The sequence below is a fragment of the Massilia sp. MS-15 genome (assembly GCF_020176695.1).
Classification (GTDB): domain Bacteria; phylum Pseudomonadota; class Gammaproteobacteria; order Burkholderiales; family Burkholderiaceae_D; genus Telluria; species Telluria hydrophila.
Window position 1 is genome coordinate 42,048 of record NZ_JAIWIA010000003.1, and the last position, 21,237, is coordinate 63,284.

Here is a 21,237-nt window from a genome sequence, read left to right on the forward strand (position 1 = left end):
TGCCGGATTTCCGCCACTCACTCGCGCCGCTGACCGCGTGGGCAGAAAATCTGCCCACCCTACGGCATCCAGGAACCGGCGCCGGCATCTTTGTGTAGTGAATTTACGGCGTCTTCCTGTATTATTCGCTAATCTGCTATTGACAACATTGTGCCATCGGCATCGCTCATCGACACCCTCTTATGCGCCAGCCTTCCCTGACCAGTACCGCCAGCTTCCAGGCCCTTGAAAACCACGCCCTCGAGGCCGAAGACTGGGAGATGCGCAAGCTGTTTGCCGCCGATCCGCAGCGCTTCGAGCGCTTCTCTAGCGAGGCGGCGGGGCTGTTCCTAGACTATTCAAAAAATCGCCTCGACGGGCGCACGCTTGAACTGCTGGCCGCGCTGGCGCGCGAGCGTGGCGTGGAGCGCCAGCGCGACGCCATGTTCGCCGGCGAACGCATCAACAACACCGAAAACCGGGCTGTCCTGCACACCGCGCTGCGCGCCCCGCGCGGCAGCACCCTGGTGCTCGATGGCCAGGACGTCGACGCCGAGGTGCACGCGGTGCTCGACCGCATCCGCAGCTTCACCGACGCGGTACGCGGCGGCGAATGGCTGGGCCATACCGGCAAGCCGATCACGGACATCGTCAACATCGGCATCGGCGGCTCCGACCTGGGGCCGAAGATGGTGGTGCTGGCGCTGCGCCACTACGCCCATCCGCGCCTGGCGCTGCATTTCGTGTCCAACGTCGACGGCCACGACATGGATGCCACCCTGTCGCAGGTGGATCCGGAAACCACGCTGTTCATCGTGGCCTCGAAGACCTTCACCACCGCCGAAACCATGATGAACGCGCAGACCGCGCGCCGCTGGTTCCTCGAGCGCGTGCCGGCCGAGTCGGCCGATGCCGCGCTGGCGAAGCATTTCGTGGCGGTGTCGACCAACGTGGAGGCGATTAAAACCTTTGGCATCGACCCTGCCAACATGTTCCCGTTCTGGGACTGGGTGGGCGGCCGCTACTCGGTCTGGTCGGCGATCGGCCTGCCGGTCGCGCTGGCGGTGGGCTTTGGCTATTTTTCCGACTTCCTGGCCGGCGCCCACGAGATGGACCAGCATTTCCGCAACGCGCCCATCGAGCAGAACATGCCGATGATCCTGGCCCTGGTCGGTTTCTGGAACCGCGAGTTCCTGGACGCACACTCGGTCACGATCGCGCCCTACCACCAGGACCTGAACCGCTTCCCGGCCTACCTGCAACAGCTCGACATGGAGAGCAACGGCAAGTCGGTCACGCGCGACGGCGATCCGGTCGACACCCCGACCTGCCCGGCGATCTGGGGCGAACCGGGCACCAACGGCCAGCACGCCTATTTCCAGCTGCTGCACCAGGGCACCGACCTGACCCCGATCGACTTCATTGCCGCGCTGCGCCCGGCGCACGAGATGGAACAGCATCACCGCGCCCTGCTGGCCAACTGCTTCGCCCAGTCGGAAGCCTTCATGAAGGGCAAGACGATCGACGAAGTGCGCGCCGACCTGCAGGCGCAGGGCCTGCCGCCGGAAGAAGTGGAACGCCTGGCCCCGCACAAGACCTTCCCCGGCAACCGCCCGAGCAACACGATCCTGATGGAGCGCCTGACCCCGTCCACCCTGGGCGCCCTGATCGCGCTGTACGAGCACAAGACCTTCGTGCAGGGCGTGCTCTGGAACCTCAACAGCTTCGACCAGTGGGGCGTCGAACTGGGCAAGGTGCTGGCGAAGAGAATCGAGGCCGAGCTGGCGGGCGAGCCCCAGCCGGACCTGCACGACAGCTCCACCAACGGCCTGGTCGCCCGCGCCAGGGACGCGTTCTGAACCTTACCTTTTCTATTACATGGCAACGGATAAATTCGAAGTGGTGCATGAAGCGCCGATGCTGGTCGGCGAAGCGGCGACTTGGCATGAAGTCGAGTCGGCGCTGTACTGGGTGGACATCAACGGCCGCAGCGTGCACCGCGTGCACCCGGCCAGCGGCAAGTATTCGAGCTGGAAGATGGGTTCCGAGCCCTCGGCCCTGGCGGTCGACGGCGACAACAACCTGGTGGTCTCGCTGCGCACGGGCCTGATCTGCCTGAACACGACCAGCGGCAAGGAAACCCCGATCGCCGACGCGCCCTACGACACCCGCATCGTGCGCTTCAACGACGGCCGCGTCGATCCGGCCGGGCGCTTCTGGGTCGGCACCATGTACGAACCACGCGACCAGGCGCTGGCCGAGATGTACGTGCTCGAACGCGGCCAGTTGCGCCGCGCCTGGCAGGGCGGCATGACCAACTCGAACGGCCTGGCCTGGAGCCTGGACGGGCGCACCATGTTCCATGCCGATACCACCTCGCACCGAATCGACTGCTACGACTACGACCCGGCCACCGGCACGCATGGCGCGGGGCGCACGATCAAGACCTTCGCCACCGACAAGAGCGCGCCTGACTACGGCGGCCGCCCGGATGGCGCCACCGTCGACAGCGAAGGCGCCTACTGGGTCGCGATGTTCGAAGGCGGCCGGGTGCTGCGCCTGGCGCCCGACGGCACCGTGCTGCGCGAGATCGCGCTGCCGGTGCGCTGCCCGACCTCGGTCGCCTTCGGCGGCCCCGACCTGCGCACCTTGTACATCACCAGCGCCAGCCATGGCCGCCCGGCCGAGGAGCTGGCGCGCTATCCGCTCAGCGGCAAGCTGCTGTCGATCAGGCTCGACATCGCCGGACGCGTCGAGCCGGAGTACCTGCACCGCTGAAGGGCGTGCCCGCCACGTAGGGTGGGCGCCTGCACCGCATGAGGTGCATGGCGACGGCGCGAATGCCGCCCACGCGGCGATATGCGGCGGCTCCGCTCGTGCGCCGGATGATCTTGCCGTGAGCAATCACGGCGTGGGCGGCGCAAAGGCAGTGGGTTCCTCGGTGGTGTGGGAAGCGCCGCCCCCCCCAACAGTCCGGTCACGTAGTAGATTTTCTTGCTAAGCAGGTATCTGTGTAGTAAATTTACACAATCAGCTATCCATCCAGTTCCGGTACTTTCATGGCCCTTTCCGATTTCGACCTCGTTTTCTTTGGCGGCAGCGGCGACCTCGCGATGCGCAAGCTGCTCCCCGCGATGTATGCGCGCGACGTCTGCGACGACCTGCCCGCCACCGCCCGTATCGTCTGCGTGGGCCGCGACAGGTTCTCGCAGGAGGAGTTCCTGCGCTTCGTCGAGAAGAACTCGAAGCCGCACATCAAGGAAGTGCCGGCGGACGCCACCTGGGCGCGTTTCCTGCAGCGTATCGTCTACGTGGCGCTGGACGCCACCGACGCCGCCAGCTTCGGCCCGCTGGTCGAGGCGCTGCGCCAGGACGCGGCGCTGACCCGGGTCTACTACCTGGCCACGCCGCCGCACCTGTTCGCCACCATCTGCGACAACCTGGCCAGGACCGGCCTGGCCACGCCGAACTCGCGCGTGGTGCTGGAAAAGCCGCTCGGCCGCGACCTGGCCTCGGCGCGCCAGATCAACCTCGACGTCGGCAAGGTCTTCGCCGAGTCGCAGATCTACCGGATCGACCACTACCTGGGCAAGGAGACCGTGCAGAACCTGCTGGCCCTGCGCTTCGGGAACATCCTGTTCGAGCCGCTGTGGCGCCGCGAGTGGATCTCCGACGTGCAGATCACCATCGCCGAGAAGATCGGGGTCGGCAACCGCCTCGGCTACTACGACACCTCGGGCGCCCTGCGCGACATGCTGCAGAACCACCTGCTGCAGCTGCTGTGCATCGTGGCGATGGAGCCGCCAACCTCGATCGCGCCGGACGCGGTGCGCGACGCCAAGCTGCAGGTGCTGCGCTCGCTGAAGCGTTTCACGCCCACCACGCTGGCGCAGAACATCGTGCGCGGCCAATACCGCTCCGGCCACATCGACGGCCAGGCGGTGCCGGGCTACCGCGACGAACCGGACGCACCGAAAGGCTCGCGGACGGAAACCTTCGTCGCCATGAAGGCCGAAATCGACACCTGGCGCTGGGCCGGCGTGCCCTTCTACCTGCGCACCGGCAAGCGCATGGCCGACCGCCTGGCCGAGATCGTGGTGCGCTTCAAGCCCATCCCGCATTCGATCTTCAAGCAGCCGACGTCGAGCTTCCAGCCGAACAGCCTGGTCATCCGCCTGCAGCCCGACGAAGGCCTGTCGATGAACCTGATGGCCAAGACCCCGGGCGACTCGATGCGCCTGAAGCAGGCAGAGCTCGAGCTCGACTTCCGCGAACAGTTCACCAGCCCGCGCATGGAAGCCTACGAGCGCCTGCTGGTGGACGTGCTGCGTGGCCAGCTGACCCTGTTCATGCGCGGCGACGAGCTCGAAGCGGCCTGGGAATGGGTCGAGCCCATCCTCGAATACTGGGAGCAGAACGACAGCGCGCCGCTGCCCTACACCTCCGGCACCTGGGGCCCGGCCGCCGCGAGCGCCCTGATCGGGCGCGATGGCCTGCAGTGGCGCGAAGAAGCGCTGCCCGAAGACTGATTCCTGACGGAGCGCCCATGCTGCTCGATTCCATCCGCACCCAGCTCGACTCGCTCTCGAAATCCGAGCGCAAGGTGGCGCTCGCGGTGCTGGCCGCACCCGCCAACACGGTCAGCCAGAACATCACGGCGCTGGCGAAAAGCGCGCAGGTGTCGGAGCCGACCGTGGTGCGCTTTTGCCGCACCCTCGGCTACGACGGCTGGCACGAGTTCAAGCTGAAACTGGCGCAGGGCCTGGCGCTGGCGCTGCCGGGCGCGAACGAGCAGCCGGCGCCGGACGACCTGGCGGCCGACCTGGTGAACAAGATCTGCAGCCGCTCGATCAATACCCTGCTCGACCTGCGCAACAACCTCAAGCCGGAGCTGATCCAGAAAGCGCTCGACATCCTGTCGCGCGCCAACAAGATCGAGTTCTACGGCCAGGGCTCGTCGGGCTTCGTTGCCGCCGATGCCCAGCACAAGTTCTTCCGCTCGGGCGTGCCGACCGTGGCCTATGCCGACCCGGCGATCCATTCGATCGCCGCGGCGTTGCTGCGCGAGGGCGACGCCGTGGTGGCGATCTCGCAGCGCGGCAACAACCCGTCCCTGACCCGCTCGGCCAAGCTGGCGCGGCGCGGCGGGGCCGATGTGATCGTGCTGGCGCCTTCGGGAACCCCGCTGGCGGAAGTGGCCACCCTGTTCATCCCGATCGACCTGGTGTTCGCAATCGACCCGTATACGCCGATCTCGGCGCGCCTGGCCTACCTGGTCGTGATCGACGTGCTGGCGGTCGGCCTGGCGCTGCGGCGCGGGCCGGAGTTCCGCAAGAAGATGCAGAACGCGCAGAAGGCGCTGCAGGAGTTCGACATGCAGTTCGATTCCTTCATCGGCTGAAGCGGCGCGAAGCAAATCCGCCACAGGTGTAAAATACCCGGTTTCCATCGCACCACGGGCCACGCCAATGCACATCAATCCTGAACGCAGCTCCCGTCCCGACTACGCCCTGCTGGAGCGCCAGGTCGAGAGCGTCCTCGAAGGCGAACGCAAGCTGATGGCGAACGCCGCCCAGTTCTCCGCCCTCGTCTACGACACCCTGGCCGACCTGAACTGGGCCGGCTTCTACTTCACCGTCCCGGCGCGCAAGGGCGACGGCCAGGACCTGCTGGTCGGCCCCTTCCAGGGCAAGCCGGCCTGCGCCCGCATTCCTTTCGGGCGCGGCGTATGCGGCGCCAGCGCCGCCGAGCGCAAGACCATCGTGGTGCCAGACGTGCACGCCTTCCCGGGCCACATCGCCTGCGATTCGGCCTCGAATTCGGAAATCGTGATCCCGCTGGTCAAGGATGGCGAAGTGCTCGGCGTGTTCGACATCGACAGCCCGTTGCCGGACCGTTTTTCCGACGAAGACCGTGAAGGGCTGGAGCGCATGCTGGCCGCGTTCATGGATGGCACCGATTTCGCCTGAGAGACCGATGTCAAGCGACTTCTATTGCGATGAGGCCCTGAGCGGCCGGACACCGGTCGAGGTGGTGAGGGAAACCGAGGACGTCCTCGCCTTTCACCACACGCGTCCGTTCTACCCGGTGCACATCGTAGTCGTGCCCAAGGCACACGTTCCTTCGCTGACCGACCTGGGCGGCCACTCTCCGGAGCTCGTCTATCGCCTGTTGGACGTCGTGCGCCAGGTCGCCGCCGACGTCGAGCATGACCACGGCGCCTGCCGGGTCGTCACCAACCTCGGCAAGTACCAGGACTCGAAACACCTGCACTTCCACGTCGCACATGGCAGCCCGCTGCGCTGACCGGGCCATGCTGACCGCGCTGAACCACCTGACCCTGGCCGTGAGCGACGTCGAGCGCAGCTTCGGCTTCTACGTCGGCCTGCTGGGCTTCAAACCGGCTGCCAGATGGGATACCGGCGCCTACCTCACCCTGGGCGACCTGTGGCTGTGCGTGTCGCTGGACCGGTCACGCAGATCATCCGCCCAACCCGATTACACGCATTATGCGTTCGCCATTGCGCCGCACGACTTCACGCCCTTTCGTACCCGCCTGCTCGAAGCCGGCGTAATCGAATGGAAGCGCAACAGCAGCGAAGGCGATTCCTTCTATTTCCTCGACCCGGACGGGCACCAGCTGGAGGCCCATGTTGGCAACCTCGCCAGCCGCCTGGCCACTTGCCGCGACCGGCCCTACGCCGGCATGCGGTTTTTCGATTGAACCACGCAGACTTCCTGATCAACCTTCCCGCCTCACTACCATGAACCAACTCGAACAGCTCAAGCAGTACACCACCGTCGTCGCCGACACCGGCGATTTCCAGTCGATCAAGGCCTACGCGCCGCAGGATGCGACCACCAATCCGTCGCTGATCCTGAAGGCCGTGCAGAAGCCGGAATACCGTCCGCTGCTGGAAAAAGCCGTCGCCGATGCCAACGGCGCCTCGACCGAGGCCATCGTCGACAGCCTGCTGATCGCCTTTGGCGTCGAGATCCTGAAATATGTGCCGGGCCGCGTCTCGACCGAGATCGATGCCGCCCTGTCGTTCGATACCGAAGCCACCGTCGCCAAGGGCCGCGAGCTGATCGCCCTGTACGAAAAGAACGGCGTCGCGCGCGAGCGCGTCCTGATCAAGATCGCCTCGACCTGGGAAGGCATCCGTGCCGCCGAGATCCTGGAGAAGGAAGGCATCCGCTGCAACCTGACCCTGCTGTTCTCGCTGTGCCAGGCCGTGGCCTGCGCCGAGGCGGGCGTACAGCTGATCTCACCGTTCGTCGGCCGCATCTACGACTGGTACAAGAAGTCGACCGGCACCGACTATACCGGCGCGGACGATCCGGGCGTGCAGTCGGTCAAGCGCATCTACCAGTACTACCGCAAGTTCGGCTACGACACTGAAGTGATGGGTGCGAGCTTCCGCAACACCTCGCAGATCCTCGAACTCAGCGGCTGCGACCTGCTCACCATCTCGCCTGACCTGCTGCAGAAGCTGGCCGACAGCGACGCGCCGGTCGAGCGCAAGCTGGTGGCCGATGCGAATGCCGACATCGCAAAGATCGCGGTGGACGAGAAGAGCTTCCGCTTCATGCTCAACGAGGATGCGATGACCACCGAGAAGCTGGCCGAAGGGATCCGCGCCTTCGTGGCGGATTCGCTCAAGCTGAAGAAGATGATCGAAGAAATGATGAAGTAAAGGAAAAGCGCACGACGGTGCGCTTTTCCACAGCGTGGGCGGCGCATGCGGCACAGGTGCTATCGCGCCCCCCATGGAGCCGCCCAGGTTACGCGCGCAGGCCGGCCAGGTAGGTATCGATCACGGTCCCGCCCAGCTCCAGCAGGTCGAACAAGGTCGGCTCGAAGATCCAGTTGCGGATCAGGCCGTCGACCAGGATCCAGCCGCCCTGTGCGGCCGCCAGCGTGCCGACGCCGGCGCGCAGCATGCCCTTCTCCTGCGCCTGCTTCAGGTGCCCTTCCATGCGGTCCTGCCACAGGGCGATCGACTCGCGCCGGCGTGCGCGCACTGAATCGACTTCGTCGATGAACTCGGTCTTGAGCGTGGCGATCTCGAACACGCGGCGCGCCTTCTCGTCCTCGACCACGATGCGCAGCACCGTCATCATGTCGTCGCGCAGGCACAACAGGGGATCCTTGACGTCGCGCTGGTTGTCCAGCACCTGCATCGCCTCGTCCATCGGCATCTTGGCACGGTCGAACATGGCATTGAACAGCGCGCCCTTGTCCAGGAAATGCCAGTAGATCGCACCGCGCGTCACGCCCGCCGCAGTTGCAATATGCTGTAAAGTCGTGCGTGATACGCCTTGTTCAGCGAACAATCTTTCAGCAGCGTCAAGAATGCTGTCGCGGGTCACAGCAGCTTCCGCCTTGGTTTTACGTGCCATTTTTTGTCTGCCCTCCCGTTTGAGGGGCTGCTCCAGCAATAAACATACAGCCGTGATAGTATATAAAACCATTCGTAAAAGCCAGTGGCATTTCGCGTACGCTTCCGGAAGCTGCGCAGGATGTCGAAACAACAACGAGAAGGAAGCATACGTAAATGCGCTCAGACCCATCCTCCCTGACCAGGACCCCTTCACTCAGCCGGATCGCCGCCGGCACGCTGGTCGCGCTCGCGCTACTGTCGGGCTGCGGCAAGAAAGACGGCGCCCCGGCCGCTGGCGCCGGCGGCGCCATGCCGGCGCCGGAAGTCGGCGTCATCACCACCAAGTATGAACCGGTTGCGCTGCTGACCGAACTGCCGGCGCGTGCCGAGCCGGTCCGCACCTCGCAGGTGCGCGCGCGCGTGGATGGCGTGGTGCTCAAGCGCCTGTTTACCGAAGGCAGCGAGGTCAAGCAGGGCCAGTCCCTGTTCCAGATCGACCCGGCGCCCTACCAGGCCCGCCTCGCGGCGGCCCAGGCCGACGTCGGCAGCGCGGTGGCGACCCTGAACCAGGCCACCGCCCAGGCCGAGCGCTACAAGCCGCTGGTCGAAGCGAACGCCATCAGCAAGCAGGAATACACCAATGCCGTGGCCGCCCAGAAGCAGGCCGAAGCGGCCGTCGCAGCGGCCCGCGCCCAGGTGCGCATCGCCCAGATCAATTCCAGCTACGCCAACGTGTACGCCCCGATCTCGGGCCGCATCGGCCGCGCGCTGGTGACCGAAGGCGCGCTGGTCTCGAGCGCCCAGGCCACCGAGATGGCAGTAATCCAGCAAACCAACCCGATGTACCTGAACATCACCCAGTCGGCCAGCGAACTGCAGCGCCTGCGCAGGCAGGCTGGCGGCAAGGTCAAGGATGCGCCGGTCAGCGTGATCCTCGACGACGGTAGCGAGCTGGCCGCCAAGGGCAGCCTGCAGTTCTCCGACATCACGGTCGATCCGGGCACCGGGCAGGTGACCCTGCGCGCCACGGTCCCGAATGCGGACAACAGCCTGCTGCCGGGCCAGTACGTGCGCGTGCGCCTGGCCCAGGCCCAGCTGCCGAACGGCATCGTGGTGCCGCAGCAGGCCGTCACCCGCGGCGGCCCGCAGGGCGACACCCTGATGGTGGTCGGCGCGGACAACAAGCCGACCCCACGCACCGTCAAGATCGCCTCGCAGCAGGGCTCGAACTGGATCGTTACCGAAGGCCTGAAGGAAGGCGAACGCGTGATGGTCGATGGCTTCCAGAAGCTGCAGATGCTGCCGCCAGGCACCCCGGTCAAGACCGTGCCCTGGCAGGCTGCCGGCAAGGCCGGCGCGGCACCGGCTGCAGCACCGGCCACCGCCCCGGCGCGCAACTGAGCGGTCAGGAAAGAACAGGACTAATTCATGGCACGTTTCTTCATTGACCGCCCTATTTTCGCCTGGGTGATCGCGCTGTTCATCATGGTGATCGGCGCGGTCTCGATCACCCAGCTGCCGGTCGCCCAGTATCCGAACGTGGCGCCGCCATCGATCGTGATCAATGCCGCCTACCCGGGCGCCTCGGCACAAACCCTGGAAGACTCGGTCATCTCCGTCATCGAACGCGAGATGAACGGTTCGCCAGGCCTCGTCTACATGGAATCGAGCAGCACCGCCAACGGCAGCGGCTCGATCACCCTGACCTTTGAAACCGGCACCGATCCGGAGCTGGCCCAGGTGGATGTCCAGAACCGCCTGTCGAGGGCAAGCCCGCGCCTGCCGGCGGCGGTGAACCAGCAGGGCGTGCGCGTCGACAAGGTGCGCGCGAACTTCCTGCTGTTTACCATCCTCTCATCAAGCGATCCGAAGTGGGACCCGATCGCGCTGGGCGACTACGCCTCGCGCACGGTGCTGCCTGAAATCCAGCGCATCAAGGGCGTCGGCACCGCGCAGCTGTTCGGTACCGAGCGCGCCATGCGCGTCTGGATCGACCCGGCCAAGCTGGTGGGCTTCCGCCTGTCCCCGGCCGACGTCAACAACGCGATCCGCAGCCAGAACGCCCAGGTGGCCTCCGGCACCATCGGCGAACTGCCGCTGGCGCAAGGCCAGGAAATCACCGCCACCGTGGTCGTCACCGGCCAGCTCTCCACCGTCGAACAGTTCGGCAACATCGTGCTGCGCGCGAACCCGGACGGCTCGGCCGTGCGCCTGAAGGACGTGGCGCGCATCGAAATCGGCGCCCAGGGCTACGGCACCTCGGCTCGCCTGAACGGCAAGCCGTCCACCGGTATCGGCGTGCAGCTGGCGCCGTCCGGCAATGCGCTGGAGACGGCGCGCCTGGTGCGCGAGCGCATGGATGAACTGTCGAAGTTCTTCCCGGCCGGCGTGAAAGCCACCGTGCCCTTCGACAGCTCGAAGTTCATCGACATCTCGATCGAGCAGGTGCTGCATACCCTGGTCGAGGCGCTGGTGCTGGTGTTCCTGGTGATGTACCTGTTCCTGCAGAACTTCCGCTACACGATCATTCCAACGATCGTGGTGCCGGTGGCGCTGCTCGGTTCGCTCGGCACGCTGCTGGCGCTGGGCTACTCGATCAACGTGCTGACCATGTTCGGCATGGTGCTCGTGATCGGTATCGTGGTCGACGACGCCATCGTGGTGGTCGAGAACGTCGAGCGCATCATGTCGGAGGAAGGCCTGCCCCCGCTCGAAGCGACCCGCAAGGCCATGGGCCAGATCTCCGGCGCCATCGTCGGTGTGACCGTGGTGCTGATGTCGGTGTTCGTGCCGCTGGCCTTCTTCGGCGGCGCGGTGGGCAATATCTACCGCCAGTTCTCCGTCGTCATGGTGTCGTCGATCGCCTTCTCGGCCTTCCTGGCGCTTTCCTTGACCCCGGCGCTGTGCGCGCACTTCCTCAAACCGGTCGCGGCCGGCCACCACCACGACAAGCGCGGCTTCTTCGGCTGGTTCAACCGCAAGTTCGGCGCTACCGCCAAGGGCTATGAAGGCTGGGTCGGCAAGCTGATCCGCAACTCGGGCCGCGGCCTGGTGGCCTTCGTGCTGGTCTGCGGCCTGGTGGCGCTGTTCTTCACCCGCATGCCGAATTCCTTCCTGCCGAACGAAGACCAGGGCTACGTCATCGCCAACATCCAGCTGCCGCCAGGCGCGACGCTGGAACGCACCAACGAGGTGATGACGGCGGCCGAAAACTTCATCATGAAGCAGCCGGAAGTGGCCAACATGGTCAGCGTGCTGGGCTTCTCGTTCTCAGGCGCCGGCCAGAACATGGCGCTGGCCTTCATCCCGCTGAAGGACTGGGACGAGCGCAAGGGCGCAGGTTCCGACGCACAGTCGGTCGCCAACCGCATCATCGGCGGCTTATCTGGCATCCGCGACGCCTTCATCTTCGCGCTGTCGCCACCGCCGATTCCCGAACTGGGCCGTGGCACCGGCTTCAGCTTCCGCCTGCAGGACCGCGGCGGCAACGGCCACGAAGCCCTGCTGGCGGCCCGCAACCAGCTGCTCGGCATGGCGGCGCAGAGCCCGGTCCTGGCCGGCGTGCGTCCGGAAGGCCTGGAAGACGCGCCGCAGGTTCGCCTGGACATCGACCGCGACAAGGCGCAGGCGCTGGGCGTCAGCTTCGACGCGATCAACTCCGCGATCTCGACCTCGCTCGGGTCGAGCTACGTGAACGACTTCCCGAACGCCGGCCGCCTGCAACGCGTCGTGGTACAGGCCGATGCGAAGGACCGCATGCAGCCGGACGACCTGCTGCGCATCAACGCGCTCAACGTCCAGGGCCAGCCGGTGCCACTGTCCGCGTTCGCGACCACCCGCTGGGTGACCGGTCCGATGCAGACCCTGCGCTACAACGGCTACCCGGCGATGAGCATCTCGGGCGACGCCAAGCCGGGTTATTCGACCGGCGACGCACTGGCCGAGATGGAGCGCCTGGCGGGCAAGCTGCCGGCCGGCTTCGCCTTCGAGTGGACCGGCCAGTCGCGCGAGGAACAGCTCTCCAGCGGCACCATGGGCATCCTGATGGCCTTCTCGCTGCTGGCGATCTTCCTGGCCCTGGCGGCGCTGTATGAAAGCTGGTCGATCCCGGTGTCGGTGCTGCTGGTGGTGCCGTTCGGTATCCTGGGCGCGGTGCTGGCGGCGATGATGCGCGGCTACCCGAACGACGTGTACTTCAAGATCGGCCTGGTGACCATCGTCGGCCTGGCGGCGAAGAACGCGGTCCTGATCATCGAGTTCGCGAAGGACCTGCAGGCGCAGGGCAAGTCGCCGATGGAAGCGGCGATCGAGGCGGCGCACCTTCGCTTCCGCCCGATCATCATGACCTCGATGGCCTTCATCCTCGGCGTGCTGCCGTTGGTGATCGCCGGCGGCGCCGGTTCGGCCTCGCAACGCGCCATTGGTACCGGCGTGATGGGCGGTATGATGACGGCTTCCACGCTGGGCGTGCTGTTCGTGCCGCTGTTCTTCGTGGTGGTGCGCAAGCTGTTCAAGGGCAGCAAGCGCCAGCAGGACAAGTACGCGCACCATGCCGACGCGGCGGTCGTCGAAGGAAAACAACCATGATCCACACAATGAAAACACTGACTCCGCCCGCCTTTGCCCTCACGCTGGCAATGCTGCTTTCGGGCTGCATGTCGCTGGCGCCGAAGTACGAGCGGCCACAGGCACCCGTGGCCCAGGCCTTCCCCGAACTGCCGAAGGCGGCCAGCGCGCCCTCCGCCCAGGTGGCGGGCGAAGCCGCGGCCGGCATCGCATGGCAGCGCTTCTTCCCAGACGCGCGCCTGCGCGGCCTGATCGAACAGGCGCTCGCCAACAACCGTGACCTGCGCGTCTCGATCGCCAACATCGAGCAGGCGCGCGCCCAGTACCGCATCCAGCGCGCCGATCGCCTGCCGACGGTGGGCCTGGGCATCAGCGGCTCGCGCCAGACCACCGGCGAAGACCAGCCGATCGCCAGCGTCTACCAGTCGGGCCTGTCCGTCACAAGCTTCGAGCTGGACCTGTTCGGCCGCGTGCGCAACCTGTCGGAAGCCGCGCTGGCGCAGTTCCTGGCGACCGAGGAAGCGCGCAAGTCGGCGCAGATCAGCCTGGTCTCGTCGGTGGCCAGGGTCTACCTGCAGCTGCTGGCCGACGACGAGCTGCTGGACATCACGCGTCGCACCCTGGGCACGCGCCAGGAATCGCTGCGCCTGACCCAGCTGCGCTTCGACAACGGCGTCGCCTCGCGCTTCGAGCTGCAGCAGGCGCGCTCGCTGGTGGAAACCGCGCTGGCCACGCTGGCCGCGCAGCAGCGCCAGCGCGCCCAGGACATCAACCTCCTGACCCTGCTGGTCGGCACCCCGGTGCCGGACACCGTGGCCGGCGGCGCCACCCTGGCTTCGACCGAGCTGCCCGACCTGCCGGCCGGCCTGCCTTCGGACCTGCTGGCCAACCGTCCGGACATCCGTTCCGCCGAGCAGCAGCTGATCGCGGCCAACGCCAACATCGGCGCGGCGCGCGCCAACTTCTTCCCGCGCATTTCGCTGACGGGCAGCGTGGGCAGCGCCAGCAGCGAGCTGTCCGGCCTGTTCAAGAGCGGCTCCTATGGCTGGAGCTTCGCGCCGCAGGCCATCCTGCCGATCTTCGACTATGGCCGTAACACGGCGGTGCTGGGCTCGGCCCGCGCCGGCCGCGACATCGCCGTGGCCCAGTACGAGCGCGCGATCCAGACCGCGTTCCGCGAAGTGGCGGACGCGCTGGCCGGGCAGTCGACCTTCGGCGAGCAGCTGCGCGCCCAGCGCGCGGTGGCCGAGGCCGAAGCCGACCGCTTCAACCTGGCCGACCTGCGCTACCGTAACGGCGCGGCCAGCTACCTCGAGCTGCTCGACGCCCAGCGCGCGCTGTTCCAGGCGCAGCAGCAGGCGGTGCAGGCCAACCTGCAGCGCCTGCAGAACCAGGTCACGCTGTACAGCGTGCTGGGGGGCGGCTGGACCGAACCCGCGGCGCCGGCGGCGGCGCGCTGATGAAACGGGCTGCTTCGGCAGCCTGTTTCTTTTGGGCGCAAGCGTGCGGCGAATTGAAACGCGGAATCGAAGCGCTGCCCGTTTGCACAAATCGCTACACTGGACGCATGACCGCCTGGGGGCTAACCGCCCGACTGCCATGCGCAAATTCGTCCGCTCACACTGGAAGGTCCTCATCGCGATCCTGCTGGCGATCGCGCTGGCGACACTGACTCTGGAAACCGATTCCGCCTCCCGGGCTCCCGACCTGTCAGCCCGCCTGCGCACCCATGTCGAGGCGGTCGCCGCGCGGGAACACGACGCGGCCGCGCGCCACATCGCGGCCACGCTCGCCAGCCATGGCTATCGCCTGCGGCGCCACGAAGACGAGACCGGCGGCCACCAGGTACGCAAGATCGAGGTGTCGGTATCGAATGCCGCACCCGGGGTGAAGCCCGAGCGCATCTTCATCGTCGGCGCCCGCTACGTTCCGGCCAGCCGCGATCCAGGCGGAACAGGCGACAACGCCAGCGGCACCGCCGCCGTGCTGGAACTGGCGCGCCTGCTCAAGGCCATGCGGCCGAGCCGTGGCACCGAAGTGAAATTCGTCTTCTTCGTGGATGGGAAAGCGTCCGACGTCGTGCCCGGCGCGACGGCCAGCGCCAACTTCATCGCCTACGTCGGCACGCTCGCATCCTCGGCGCCCGTGCGCCAGGCACTGGCGGCATTCCAGGCGCAGCCCGGTCATCCGGCCGAAGGCCTGGCAGCGCCGGCACACGTGATGGGGGTGACGCTGTCGAACCACGCCGCCTACCGGCAGCAGGGCGCCCCGGCCCTGATGATCACGGACACCGCCTTCCTGCGCTATCCCTACTACCACACGGCGCAGGATGCACGGGATCCCCCGGACAGGCGCGATTACGCGGCCATGGCGCGGGTGCTGGAGGGACTGGCGCGAACCATCGGCTCGCTGGCGGGGGCGGCGAACACCTAGCGTGGACGGGAATGCAGTCCACCGGACTACCTCCCCTCGTCCACCCTACGAGTTCAGGAACATTTCCTGCAGGTCGTTCAGGAAGCGCTGGCCAAGCTCGGTCGGCCTGATCAGCTTGTGATCGCGGTAGAGCAAACCCTTGCTCTCGGCCTCGTTCAAGGCCTGGGTGATGGCGCCGATGCCCATGCCGGTGCGCTCGCCGAACAGGTTCGGATCGAAGCCTTCCGTCAGGCGCAGGGCGTTGAGCATGAACTCGAAACCCATGTCACCGCGCGCGATCTCGTGCTCTTCCTGCACCGGATTGCCGCGTTTCGCGGCCTCGATGAAGGAGGCCGGCTGCTTGTAGCGCGCCTGGCGCAGCACGCGGTGCGGGAAAGAGATCTTCGAGTGCGCGCCGGCGCCGATGCCGAGGTAGTCGCCGAACTGCCAGTAGTTCAGGTTATGCCGGGCGTGCTTGCCCGGCTGGGCATAGGCCGAGACCTCGTAGTGTTCGTAGCCCGCATTGGCGGTCGCCTCCAGGATCATGTCCTGCATGTCGGCGCTCAGGTCGTCGTCGGGCAGCGCCGGCGGGTACTTCGCGAACACCGTGTTCGGTTCCATCGTCAGGTGGTACATCGACAGGTGCGGCGGTGCGAAGGCCAGCGCCGTCTCCAGGTCGCGGCGCGCCTCGGCCAGCGTCTGCGACGGCAGCGCGAACATCAGGTCGAGGTTGAAGTTCTCGAAGGTGGTACGGGCGATCTCCACCGCGCGCAGGGCTTCCGCTTCGTCATGGATGCGTCCCAGGGCCTTGAGGTGCGCGCCGTTGAAGCTCTGGATGCCGATCGACAGGCGGTTCACGCCGCTGTCGCGGTAGGACCTGAAGCGCTCGGCCTCGAAGGTGCCCGGGTTGGCTTCCATCGTGATCTCGGCGTCGAGCGCCAGCGGCAGCAGGGTGCGCACGTCGGACAGCAGGCGTTCCAGCCCGGCGGCCGACATCAGGCTCGGGGTGCCGCCGCCGATGAAGACGGTATGGATCTTGCGGCCCCAGATCATGGGCAGCGACTGCTCCAGGTCGAGGCGCACCGCGTCCAGGTAATCCTGCTCGGGCAGCTCGCCCCTGGCCTCGTGCGAATTGAAGTCGCAATACGGGCACTTGCGCACGCACCAGGGGAAGTGGATGTACAGCGCCAGCGGCGGCAGGACCGTCAGATTCAGCGCGCCGGGCTGCAGGTACTGCAGCGCGGTGGTGGCGGGCGAACGGGGTGCGTCGGGCGTCACGCCCGCGACTTTAATCGGGATCATGCCAGTTTTTCCACCAGTGCGCGCAGGGCCTGGCCGCGGTGCGAGTGGGCATTCTTCACGCCCGGTTCGAGTTCGGCCGTGGTCTTGCCCAGCGCCGGAATCAGGAAGTGCGGGTCGTAGCCGAAGCCGTTGGTCCCGCGCGGCGTGTCGATGATCTCGCCGTGCCACTGGCCGTCGGCGATCACCGGCTGCGGGTCGTCGGCATGGCGCACATAGACCAGCACGCAGTAGTAATAGGCCGACTTGTCGGCGTGCGCGGCAAGGTCGGCCACCAGCTTCTCGCTGTTGCGGGCATCGGATTTCGGCTCGCCGGCGTAGCGCGCCGAATACACGCCGGGCGCGCCGCCGAGCGCGTTGACGCACACTCCCGAGTCGTCCGCCAGCGCCGGCAGGCCGGTCAGGCGCGACGCGTGGCGGGCCTTGGCCAGCGCGTTTTCCACGAAGGTAGCGAAAGGCTCGTCCGCTTCAGGGACACCGAATTCGCCTTGCGGATGCAATTCGAATCCGATGGGGGCGAGGAGCTGGGCGAACTCCTTCAGTTTGCCGGCGTTGTTGGAGGCGAGGATCAGGCGTTGGGTCATGGCGGAAAGCTGGCTGGGTCAGGCCCGCTATTTTACCGTTTCCACCGCGCCGCCGCCGAGGGGCTCCGTATTGACAGGTGCTTGGCCTGTATGTGATCGCCACCGCGTGGCGCCACCGGCCGGCCGCGGCGCGGTCCGCCTGATCAGAGCCCCAGCGCTTCCTTCTGCAGCGCCACCAGCCGGGCGATGCCGCCCTGCGCCAGGTCCAGCAGGCGGTCCATGCCGGCGCGGTCGAAGGCCGCGCCTTCCGCCGTGCCCTGCACCTCGATGAAGTGGCCGCTATCGGTCATCACCACGTTCATGTCGGTATCGCAGCCGGCATCCTCGATGTAGTCGAGGTCCAGCACCGGCATGCCCTGGTAGACGCCCACCGAGACCGCGGCCACGAAGTGCTTCACCGGCACCGCAGGCAGCAGGCCCTGCTCCACCAGCTTGCCGAAGGCGTCATGGGCCGCCACCATGGCGCCGGTAATCGAGGCGGTGCGGGTGCCGCCGTCGGCCTGGATCACGTCGCAGTCCAGGTGCAGGGTGCGCTCGCCGAACGCCTCCAGGTCGAAGGCGGCGCGCAGCGAGCGGCCGATCAGGCGCTGGATCTCCTGGGTGCGGCCACTCTGCTTGCCGCGCGCCGCTTCGCGGTCCATGCGGGTGTGGGTCGAGCGCGGCAGCATGCCGTACTCCGCCGTCAGCCAGCCCTGCCCTTTCCCCTTCAGGAAGCCGGGCACCTTGTCCTCGATGCTGGCGGTGCAGATGACCTTGGTGTCGCCGCACTCGATCAGCACCGAACCTTCGGCATGCCGGGTGTACTGGCGAGTGAGGCGGATGCTGCGCAGCTGGTCGACCGCGCGGCCGCTCGGACGTTGTTCGAAGTTCATGGCCTACCTTTGCAAGAACGGGGGTGATAACGGGGCTTATTTAAGCAGCTGGGACGATTTCTCGATCGCTTCGCGGATCTCGGCGATCGCCCGCTCGATGGCGTCCTCGTCGAAGGCGTCGGCCGCTTCGGCCCCGGGCGGCAGCGGCTGGCCGGCGACGATGGTCGAGCTGACCTCGTCGTCGAGCAGCATGCGGGTCGAGATCACGCCCGGCGGGCTGGATCCTGTCGTGTCGGCGCCCTGCCAGGTGATCGCCAGCGCCGTGGTGTTGTCGGCACGCGCGCCGCCGATCGCGGCCGCCATCGACACCAGGTCCGGCACCGCCTGCACGATGGTGGAGGTGGACAGGCGATGCACGATCTCGGTCTCGGGCAGCATCGACCACAGGCCGTCGGAACACAGCAGCAGGGTGTCGCCGGGCTCCAGCGTGACCTGGCGCGAGATCTCGATCTTCGGCGCCTGGCCGGCGCCCAGGCAGTTGTACAGCTTGTTGCGGTCGGGGTGGGTGTTGCGTTCGGATTCGCGCGCACGGCCGCGTTCGATCAGGTATTCGAGGTGCGAGTGGTCGCGCGTGCGCGCCAGCACCTGGTTGCGGCGCACCCAGTACAGGCGGGAATCGCCGCAGTGGGCCCACACGGCGCAGTTGTGCTGCACCAGGCAGGCCACCACCGTGGTGCGCGGCGTCTCCGGCATCTGGTGCGCGTTGGCATAGGCCAGGATGTCCCAGTGCGCCTGTTCCAGCGCGTCTTCCAGGAAGCGCTCCGGCTTCTTCACGTAGGGCCTGGCCTGCATCCGGAACATCATCGACAGGGTCTGCAGCGTGATGGTGGCGGCGACCTCGCCGGCCGCATGGCCGCCCATGCCGTCGGCCAGCACCAGCAGCAGCGCGTCGCGCGTGAAGCTGTAGCCCATGCGGTCCTGGTTGAGCTTGCGCCCACCGATGTGGGTCTGCTGGTAGACGGAAAACTGCATCTTCGCTCCTCGCTCCTGTCAGGCGCGCTGCTTGCGGCCGGCCGCGCCCAGGCGTCCGACCAGGCCGCGCCAGCCGCCCGCCGCCGGCGGCGTGTCGTCGCCGGCAGGCGGCGCCAGCGAGGGCGGCGCCTGCAGCACCTTCTGCAGCGCGAACACGCTTTGCGGGCGCGCCAGCGGATCGAGCGCCATGCAGGCGCGCACCATCTCCACCAGCTCCGGCGAATAGCTGCCGGCCAGCTTGCCGAACTGCGTGAAGCTAGCGTCCTCCTGGCGGCGCGCCTCCACCGCCGGCGGCATGCTGCGCGTCATGCAGGCATACATGGCGGCGCCGATGCTGTAGATATCGGTCCAGGGACCGAGCGCGCTTCCCTTGCTGTACAGCTCGGGCGCCGCGAAACCGGGCGTGTACATCGGCGCCAGCATGGGCGCGTCGATGTCGATGGTCTGGCGCGCCGCGCCGAAGTCGAGCAGCAGGGGCGAACCGTCGCCGCGCAGGTAGATGTTGGCGGGTTTCAGGTCCAGGTGCAGCAGCTTGTTGGCGTGGACTTCGCGCACGCCCGCGCACACGCCCTGGAACATCTGGCGGATCGCCGTCTCGCCCATGCGGCTGCCCCTGGCATGCAGGCGCGCGATGTGGTCCTGCAGGGTGTGGCCGGATTCATAGGCCATCACCATGTAGACGGTCTCGTTGGCGCGGAAGAAGTTCACCACCCGTACCACGTTCGGATGAACGATGCGCGCCAGCGCCCGCCCCTCTTCGAAGAAGCACTTCAGGCCGATGCGAAAGATCGGCAGGTTGGGCCGCGATACGGTGGGAACGAGTTCGCCCGGCGCGCGCAGCGCGAGCTGGCTGGGCAGGTACTCCTTGATGGCCACCGCATTGCCTTCGCCGTCATATGCCAGATAAACAATACTGAACCCGCCAGTCGCGATTTTCTTTACAATGCGATATCCGGCAATTTCCAGGCCATCGGGCAGGGGGGCATTATTCTGTGCGGCCATTCAGGAAGCTTTCCTTGCTTAACAGGGGGATTGTGTGGGATAAATGTCGCCTTTGTAAAGGCCACCTCGATAAACCGGATGCGCATTGCACTGGCGGTCCGTGACCGGTTTTTCGGCATGTGTGAAGAATAAGAACGGGGACCCCATTGAGCATTTCAAGCATGACCGGTTATGCGGTAGCCACCAGCGAAGGCGCCGCCGGCACCCTCACCATCGAGATCAAGAGCGTCAACTCGCGCTTCCTGGATCTGCAATTCCGCATCAATGACGACCTGCGCGCACTGGAACCCGACCTGCGCGCCGCCATCATGGCCGCGATCACCCGCGGCAAGGTCGAAGTCCGCCTCTCCTTCGGCCGCAAGACCGCCGGCGGCTCGCAGGCGCTGAACCAGGAACTGTTGGCCGACCTGGCTCGCCTGCAGGCTGAAATCAGCCAGCATTTCGCACAGGCGCCGCAGATGACGGTGGCCGAGCTGCTGCGCTGGCCCGGCGTGATCGAGGAATCGACCGTCGGCCAGGAATCCCTGCAGGCGGACGTGGCCGCCCTCACCGCCACCACCGTCGCCGCCTTCGTCGACAGCCGCCGGCGCGAGGGCGCGGCGCTGGAAGCGATGCTGCTGTCGCGCATCGACGCGATGGAAGCCATCGTCAAGCGCATCACCCCGCTCATCCCGCAGGTGATCTCGCAGTTCCAGCAAAAGGCGGTCGAGCGCATGCAGGACGCGCTGGGCCTGGCCGGCCATGGCAACCCTTCGGTGCTGAGCCGCCAGGAAGTGCTGGAACGGATCCGCCAGGAGGTGACGCTGTACGGCATCCGGATCGACGTGTCGGAAGAACTGTCGCGCCTGTCGGCCCATCTCAACGAGACACGCCACATCCTCAAGAAGGGCGGCCAGGTCGGCAAGCGCCTCGATTTCATGATGCAGGAGCTGAACCGCGAGGCGAACACGCTGGGCGCCAAGGCGTCGGTGAAGGAACTGGCGGATGCGTCGATGGAGCTGAAACTCCTGATCGAGCAGATGCGCGAGCAAGTGCAGAATCTCGAATAATCGACATGGATTGTTGTCGTCGCGCAACAATGCGCGAGCGGCCTTGAACGCGTGGGCGGGAGACCGCCCACCCTACAAGAGCGATTTTGTAGGGTGGGCAAGTTTCTTGCCCACGCGT

19 protein-coding genes are annotated in these 21,237 nt (G+C 66.7%); 13 read left to right on the forward strand and 6 right to left on the reverse strand.

Annotated elements, in window-relative coordinates; translation table 11 throughout:
* Positions 1–182 precede the first annotated feature (182 nt).
* From pgi to tal, 8 genes are all read left to right on the forward strand, one after another.
* A complete protein-coding gene (pgi, locus tag LCI23_RS02220) occupies positions 183–1,838 on the forward strand; it encodes a glucose-6-phosphate isomerase (RefSeq protein WP_224943303.1) in 1,656 nt (551 codons plus the stop codon).
* Positions 1,839–1,857: 19 nt separating this feature from the next.
* Entirely contained in the window at positions 1,858–2,757 is a 900-nt protein-coding gene (locus tag LCI23_RS02225) for an SMP-30/gluconolactonase/LRE family protein (protein WP_224943306.1), read from the forward strand.
* Positions 2,758–3,038: 281 nt separating this feature from the next.
* Positions 3,039–4,508 carry a glucose-6-phosphate dehydrogenase gene (gene zwf / locus LCI23_RS02230; protein WP_224943309.1) on the forward strand — a complete coding sequence of 490 codons (1,470 nt, stop codon included), beginning with the start codon at positions 3,039–3,041 and terminating at the stop codon, positions 4,506–4,508.
* A gap of 17 nt (positions 4,509–4,525) precedes the next feature.
* Positions 4,526–5,380 (forward strand): SIS domain-containing protein, encoded by an 855-nt coding sequence (locus LCI23_RS02235; protein WP_224943312.1) that lies wholly within the window; start codon positions 4,526–4,528, stop codon positions 5,378–5,380.
* 67 nt (positions 5,381–5,447) lie between these two features.
* Positions 5,448–5,948, forward strand: coding sequence for a GAF domain-containing protein (locus LCI23_RS02240; RefSeq protein WP_224943316.1), 501 nt, complete (start codon positions 5,448–5,450; stop codon positions 5,946–5,948).
* Positions 5,949–5,955: 7 nt separating this feature from the next.
* Positions 5,956–6,285 (forward strand): HIT domain-containing protein, encoded by a 330-nt coding sequence (locus LCI23_RS02245; RefSeq protein ID WP_224943320.1) that lies wholly within the window; start codon positions 5,956–5,958, stop codon positions 6,283–6,285.
* Between the two features lie 7 nt (positions 6,286–6,292).
* Positions 6,293–6,703 carry a fosfomycin resistance glutathione transferase gene (gene fos, locus LCI23_RS02250; protein WP_224943323.1) on the forward strand — a complete coding sequence of 137 codons (411 nt, stop codon included), beginning with the start codon at positions 6,293–6,295 and terminating at the stop codon, positions 6,701–6,703.
* 40 nt (positions 6,704–6,743) lie between these two features.
* The gene (gene tal, locus LCI23_RS02255) at positions 6,744–7,676 is read left to right on the forward strand and encodes a transaldolase (protein ID WP_224943326.1); all 933 of its coding nucleotides are present in this window, start codon (positions 6,744–6,746) and stop codon (positions 7,674–7,676) included.
* 88 nt (positions 7,677–7,764) lie between these two features.
* Here the strand turns inward: tal and LCI23_RS02260 are convergent, their stop codons facing one another.
* The gene (locus tag LCI23_RS02260) at positions 7,765–8,553 is read right to left on the reverse strand and encodes a TetR family transcriptional regulator (RefSeq protein WP_307727691.1); all 789 of its coding nucleotides are present in this window, start codon (positions 8,551–8,553) and stop codon (positions 7,765–7,767) included.
* Between LCI23_RS02260 and LCI23_RS02265 the strand changes: the two genes are divergently transcribed.
* From LCI23_RS02265 to LCI23_RS02280, 4 genes are all read left to right on the forward strand, one after another.
* The gene (locus tag LCI23_RS02265; RefSeq protein WP_224943338.1) at positions 8,538–9,764 is read left to right on the forward strand and encodes an efflux RND transporter periplasmic adaptor subunit; all 1,227 of its coding nucleotides are present in this window, start codon (positions 8,538–8,540) and stop codon (positions 9,762–9,764) included. The genes LCI23_RS02260 and LCI23_RS02265 overlap by 16 nt on opposite strands.
* Positions 9,765–9,791: 27 nt before the next feature.
* Complete coding sequence (locus LCI23_RS02270; protein ID WP_224943340.1) at positions 9,792–12,950, forward strand: efflux RND transporter permease subunit; 3,159 nt, start codon at positions 9,792–9,794, stop codon at positions 12,948–12,950.
* A gap of 8 nt (positions 12,951–12,958) precedes the next feature.
* Complete coding sequence (locus LCI23_RS02275) at positions 12,959–14,389, forward strand: efflux transporter outer membrane subunit (RefSeq protein WP_224943341.1); 1,431 nt, start codon at positions 12,959–12,961, stop codon at positions 14,387–14,389.
* Positions 14,390–14,528: 139 nt separating this feature from the next.
* Positions 14,529–15,362 carry a M28 family peptidase gene (locus LCI23_RS02280; protein ID WP_224943342.1) on the forward strand — a complete coding sequence of 278 codons (834 nt, stop codon included), beginning with the start codon at positions 14,529–14,531 and terminating at the stop codon, positions 15,360–15,362.
* A gap of 45 nt (positions 15,363–15,407) precedes the next feature.
* Here LCI23_RS02280 and hemW read toward each other — a convergent pair whose 3' ends face one another.
* The 5 genes from hemW to LCI23_RS02305 form a co-directional block, all read right to left on the reverse strand.
* Positions 15,408–16,643, reverse strand: a complete 1,236-nt coding sequence (gene hemW, locus LCI23_RS02285) for a radical SAM family heme chaperone HemW (protein WP_224943354.1) — start codon at positions 16,641–16,643, stop codon at positions 15,408–15,410.
* Positions 16,640–17,224, reverse strand: coding sequence for an RdgB/HAM1 family non-canonical purine NTP pyrophosphatase (gene rdgB / locus LCI23_RS02290; protein ID WP_224943367.1), 585 nt, complete (start codon positions 17,222–17,224; stop codon positions 16,640–16,642). The genes hemW and rdgB overlap by 4 nt, the downstream gene beginning before the upstream one ends.
* A gap of 143 nt (positions 17,225–17,367) precedes the next feature.
* Positions 17,368–18,096: a ribonuclease PH gene (gene rph, locus LCI23_RS02295; RefSeq protein WP_224943370.1), complete on the reverse strand. Its 729-nt coding sequence runs from the start codon at positions 18,094–18,096 to the stop codon at positions 17,368–17,370.
* Positions 18,097–18,132: 36 nt separating this feature from the next.
* Positions 18,133–19,068 carry a PP2C family serine/threonine-protein phosphatase gene (locus LCI23_RS02300; protein ID WP_224943382.1) on the reverse strand — a complete coding sequence of 312 codons (936 nt, stop codon included), beginning with the start codon at positions 19,066–19,068 and terminating at the stop codon, positions 18,133–18,135.
* Between the two features lie 18 nt (positions 19,069–19,086).
* Positions 19,087–20,070, reverse strand: coding sequence for a serine/threonine-protein kinase (locus tag LCI23_RS02305; RefSeq protein ID WP_224943385.1), 984 nt, complete (start codon positions 20,068–20,070; stop codon positions 19,087–19,089).
* A gap of 161 nt (positions 20,071–20,231) precedes the next feature.
* On the opposite strand from LCI23_RS02305, the gene LCI23_RS02310 reads away from it, so the two are divergent.
* Positions 20,232–21,119, forward strand: a complete 888-nt coding sequence (locus LCI23_RS02310) for a YicC/YloC family endoribonuclease (protein WP_224943388.1) — start codon at positions 20,232–20,234, stop codon at positions 21,117–21,119.
* Positions 21,120–21,237: the final 118 nt, after the last annotated feature.

Bases quoted from the DNA above. Each gene is read 5' to 3' on its own strand.
- pgi (WP_224943303.1), top strand. From the start codon at position 183: ATGCGCCAGCCTTCCCTGACCAGTACCGCCAGCTTCCAGGCCCTTGAA.
- LCI23_RS02225 (WP_224943306.1), top strand. From the start codon at position 1,858: ATGGCAACGGATAAATTCGAAGTGGTGCATGAAGCGCCGATGCTGGTC.
- zwf (WP_224943309.1), top strand. From the start codon at position 3,039: ATGGCCCTTTCCGATTTCGACCTCGTTTTCTTTGGCGGCAGCGGCGAC.
- LCI23_RS02235 (WP_224943312.1), top strand. From the start codon at position 4,526: ATGCTGCTCGATTCCATCCGCACCCAGCTCGACTCGCTCTCGAAATCC.
- LCI23_RS02240 (WP_224943316.1), top strand. From the start codon at position 5,448: ATGCACATCAATCCTGAACGCAGCTCCCGTCCCGACTACGCCCTGCTG.
- LCI23_RS02245 (WP_224943320.1), top strand. From the start codon at position 5,956: ATGTCAAGCGACTTCTATTGCGATGAGGCCCTGAGCGGCCGGACACCG.
- fos (WP_224943323.1), top strand. From the start codon at position 6,293: ATGCTGACCGCGCTGAACCACCTGACCCTGGCCGTGAGCGACGTCGAG.
- tal (WP_224943326.1), top strand. From the start codon at position 6,744: ATGAACCAACTCGAACAGCTCAAGCAGTACACCACCGTCGTCGCCGAC.
- LCI23_RS02265 (WP_224943338.1), top strand. From the start codon at position 8,538: ATGCGCTCAGACCCATCCTCCCTGACCAGGACCCCTTCACTCAGCCGG.
- LCI23_RS02260 (WP_307727691.1), bottom strand. From the start codon at position 8,553: ATGGGTCTGAGCGCATTTACGTATGCTTCCTTCTCGTTGTTGTTTCGA.
- LCI23_RS02270 (WP_224943340.1), top strand. From the start codon at position 9,792: ATGGCACGTTTCTTCATTGACCGCCCTATTTTCGCCTGGGTGATCGCG.
- LCI23_RS02275 (WP_224943341.1), top strand. From the start codon at position 12,959: ATGAAAACACTGACTCCGCCCGCCTTTGCCCTCACGCTGGCAATGCTG.
- LCI23_RS02280 (WP_224943342.1), top strand. From the start codon at position 14,529: ATGCGCAAATTCGTCCGCTCACACTGGAAGGTCCTCATCGCGATCCTG.
- hemW (WP_224943354.1), bottom strand. From the start codon at position 16,643: ATGATCCCGATTAAAGTCGCGGGCGTGACGCCCGACGCACCCCGTTCG.
- rdgB (WP_224943367.1), bottom strand. From the start codon at position 17,224: ATGACCCAACGCCTGATCCTCGCCTCCAACAACGCCGGCAAACTGAAG.
- rph (WP_224943370.1), bottom strand. From the start codon at position 18,096: ATGAACTTCGAACAACGTCCGAGCGGCCGCGCGGTCGACCAGCTGCGC.
- LCI23_RS02300 (WP_224943382.1), bottom strand. From the start codon at position 19,068: ATGCAGTTTTCCGTCTACCAGCAGACCCACATCGGTGGGCGCAAGCTC.
- LCI23_RS02305 (WP_224943385.1), bottom strand. From the start codon at position 20,070: ATGGCCGCACAGAATAATGCCCCCCTGCCCGATGGCCTGGAAATTGCC.
- LCI23_RS02310 (WP_224943388.1), top strand. From the start codon at position 20,232: ATGACCGGTTATGCGGTAGCCACCAGCGAAGGCGCCGCCGGCACCCTC.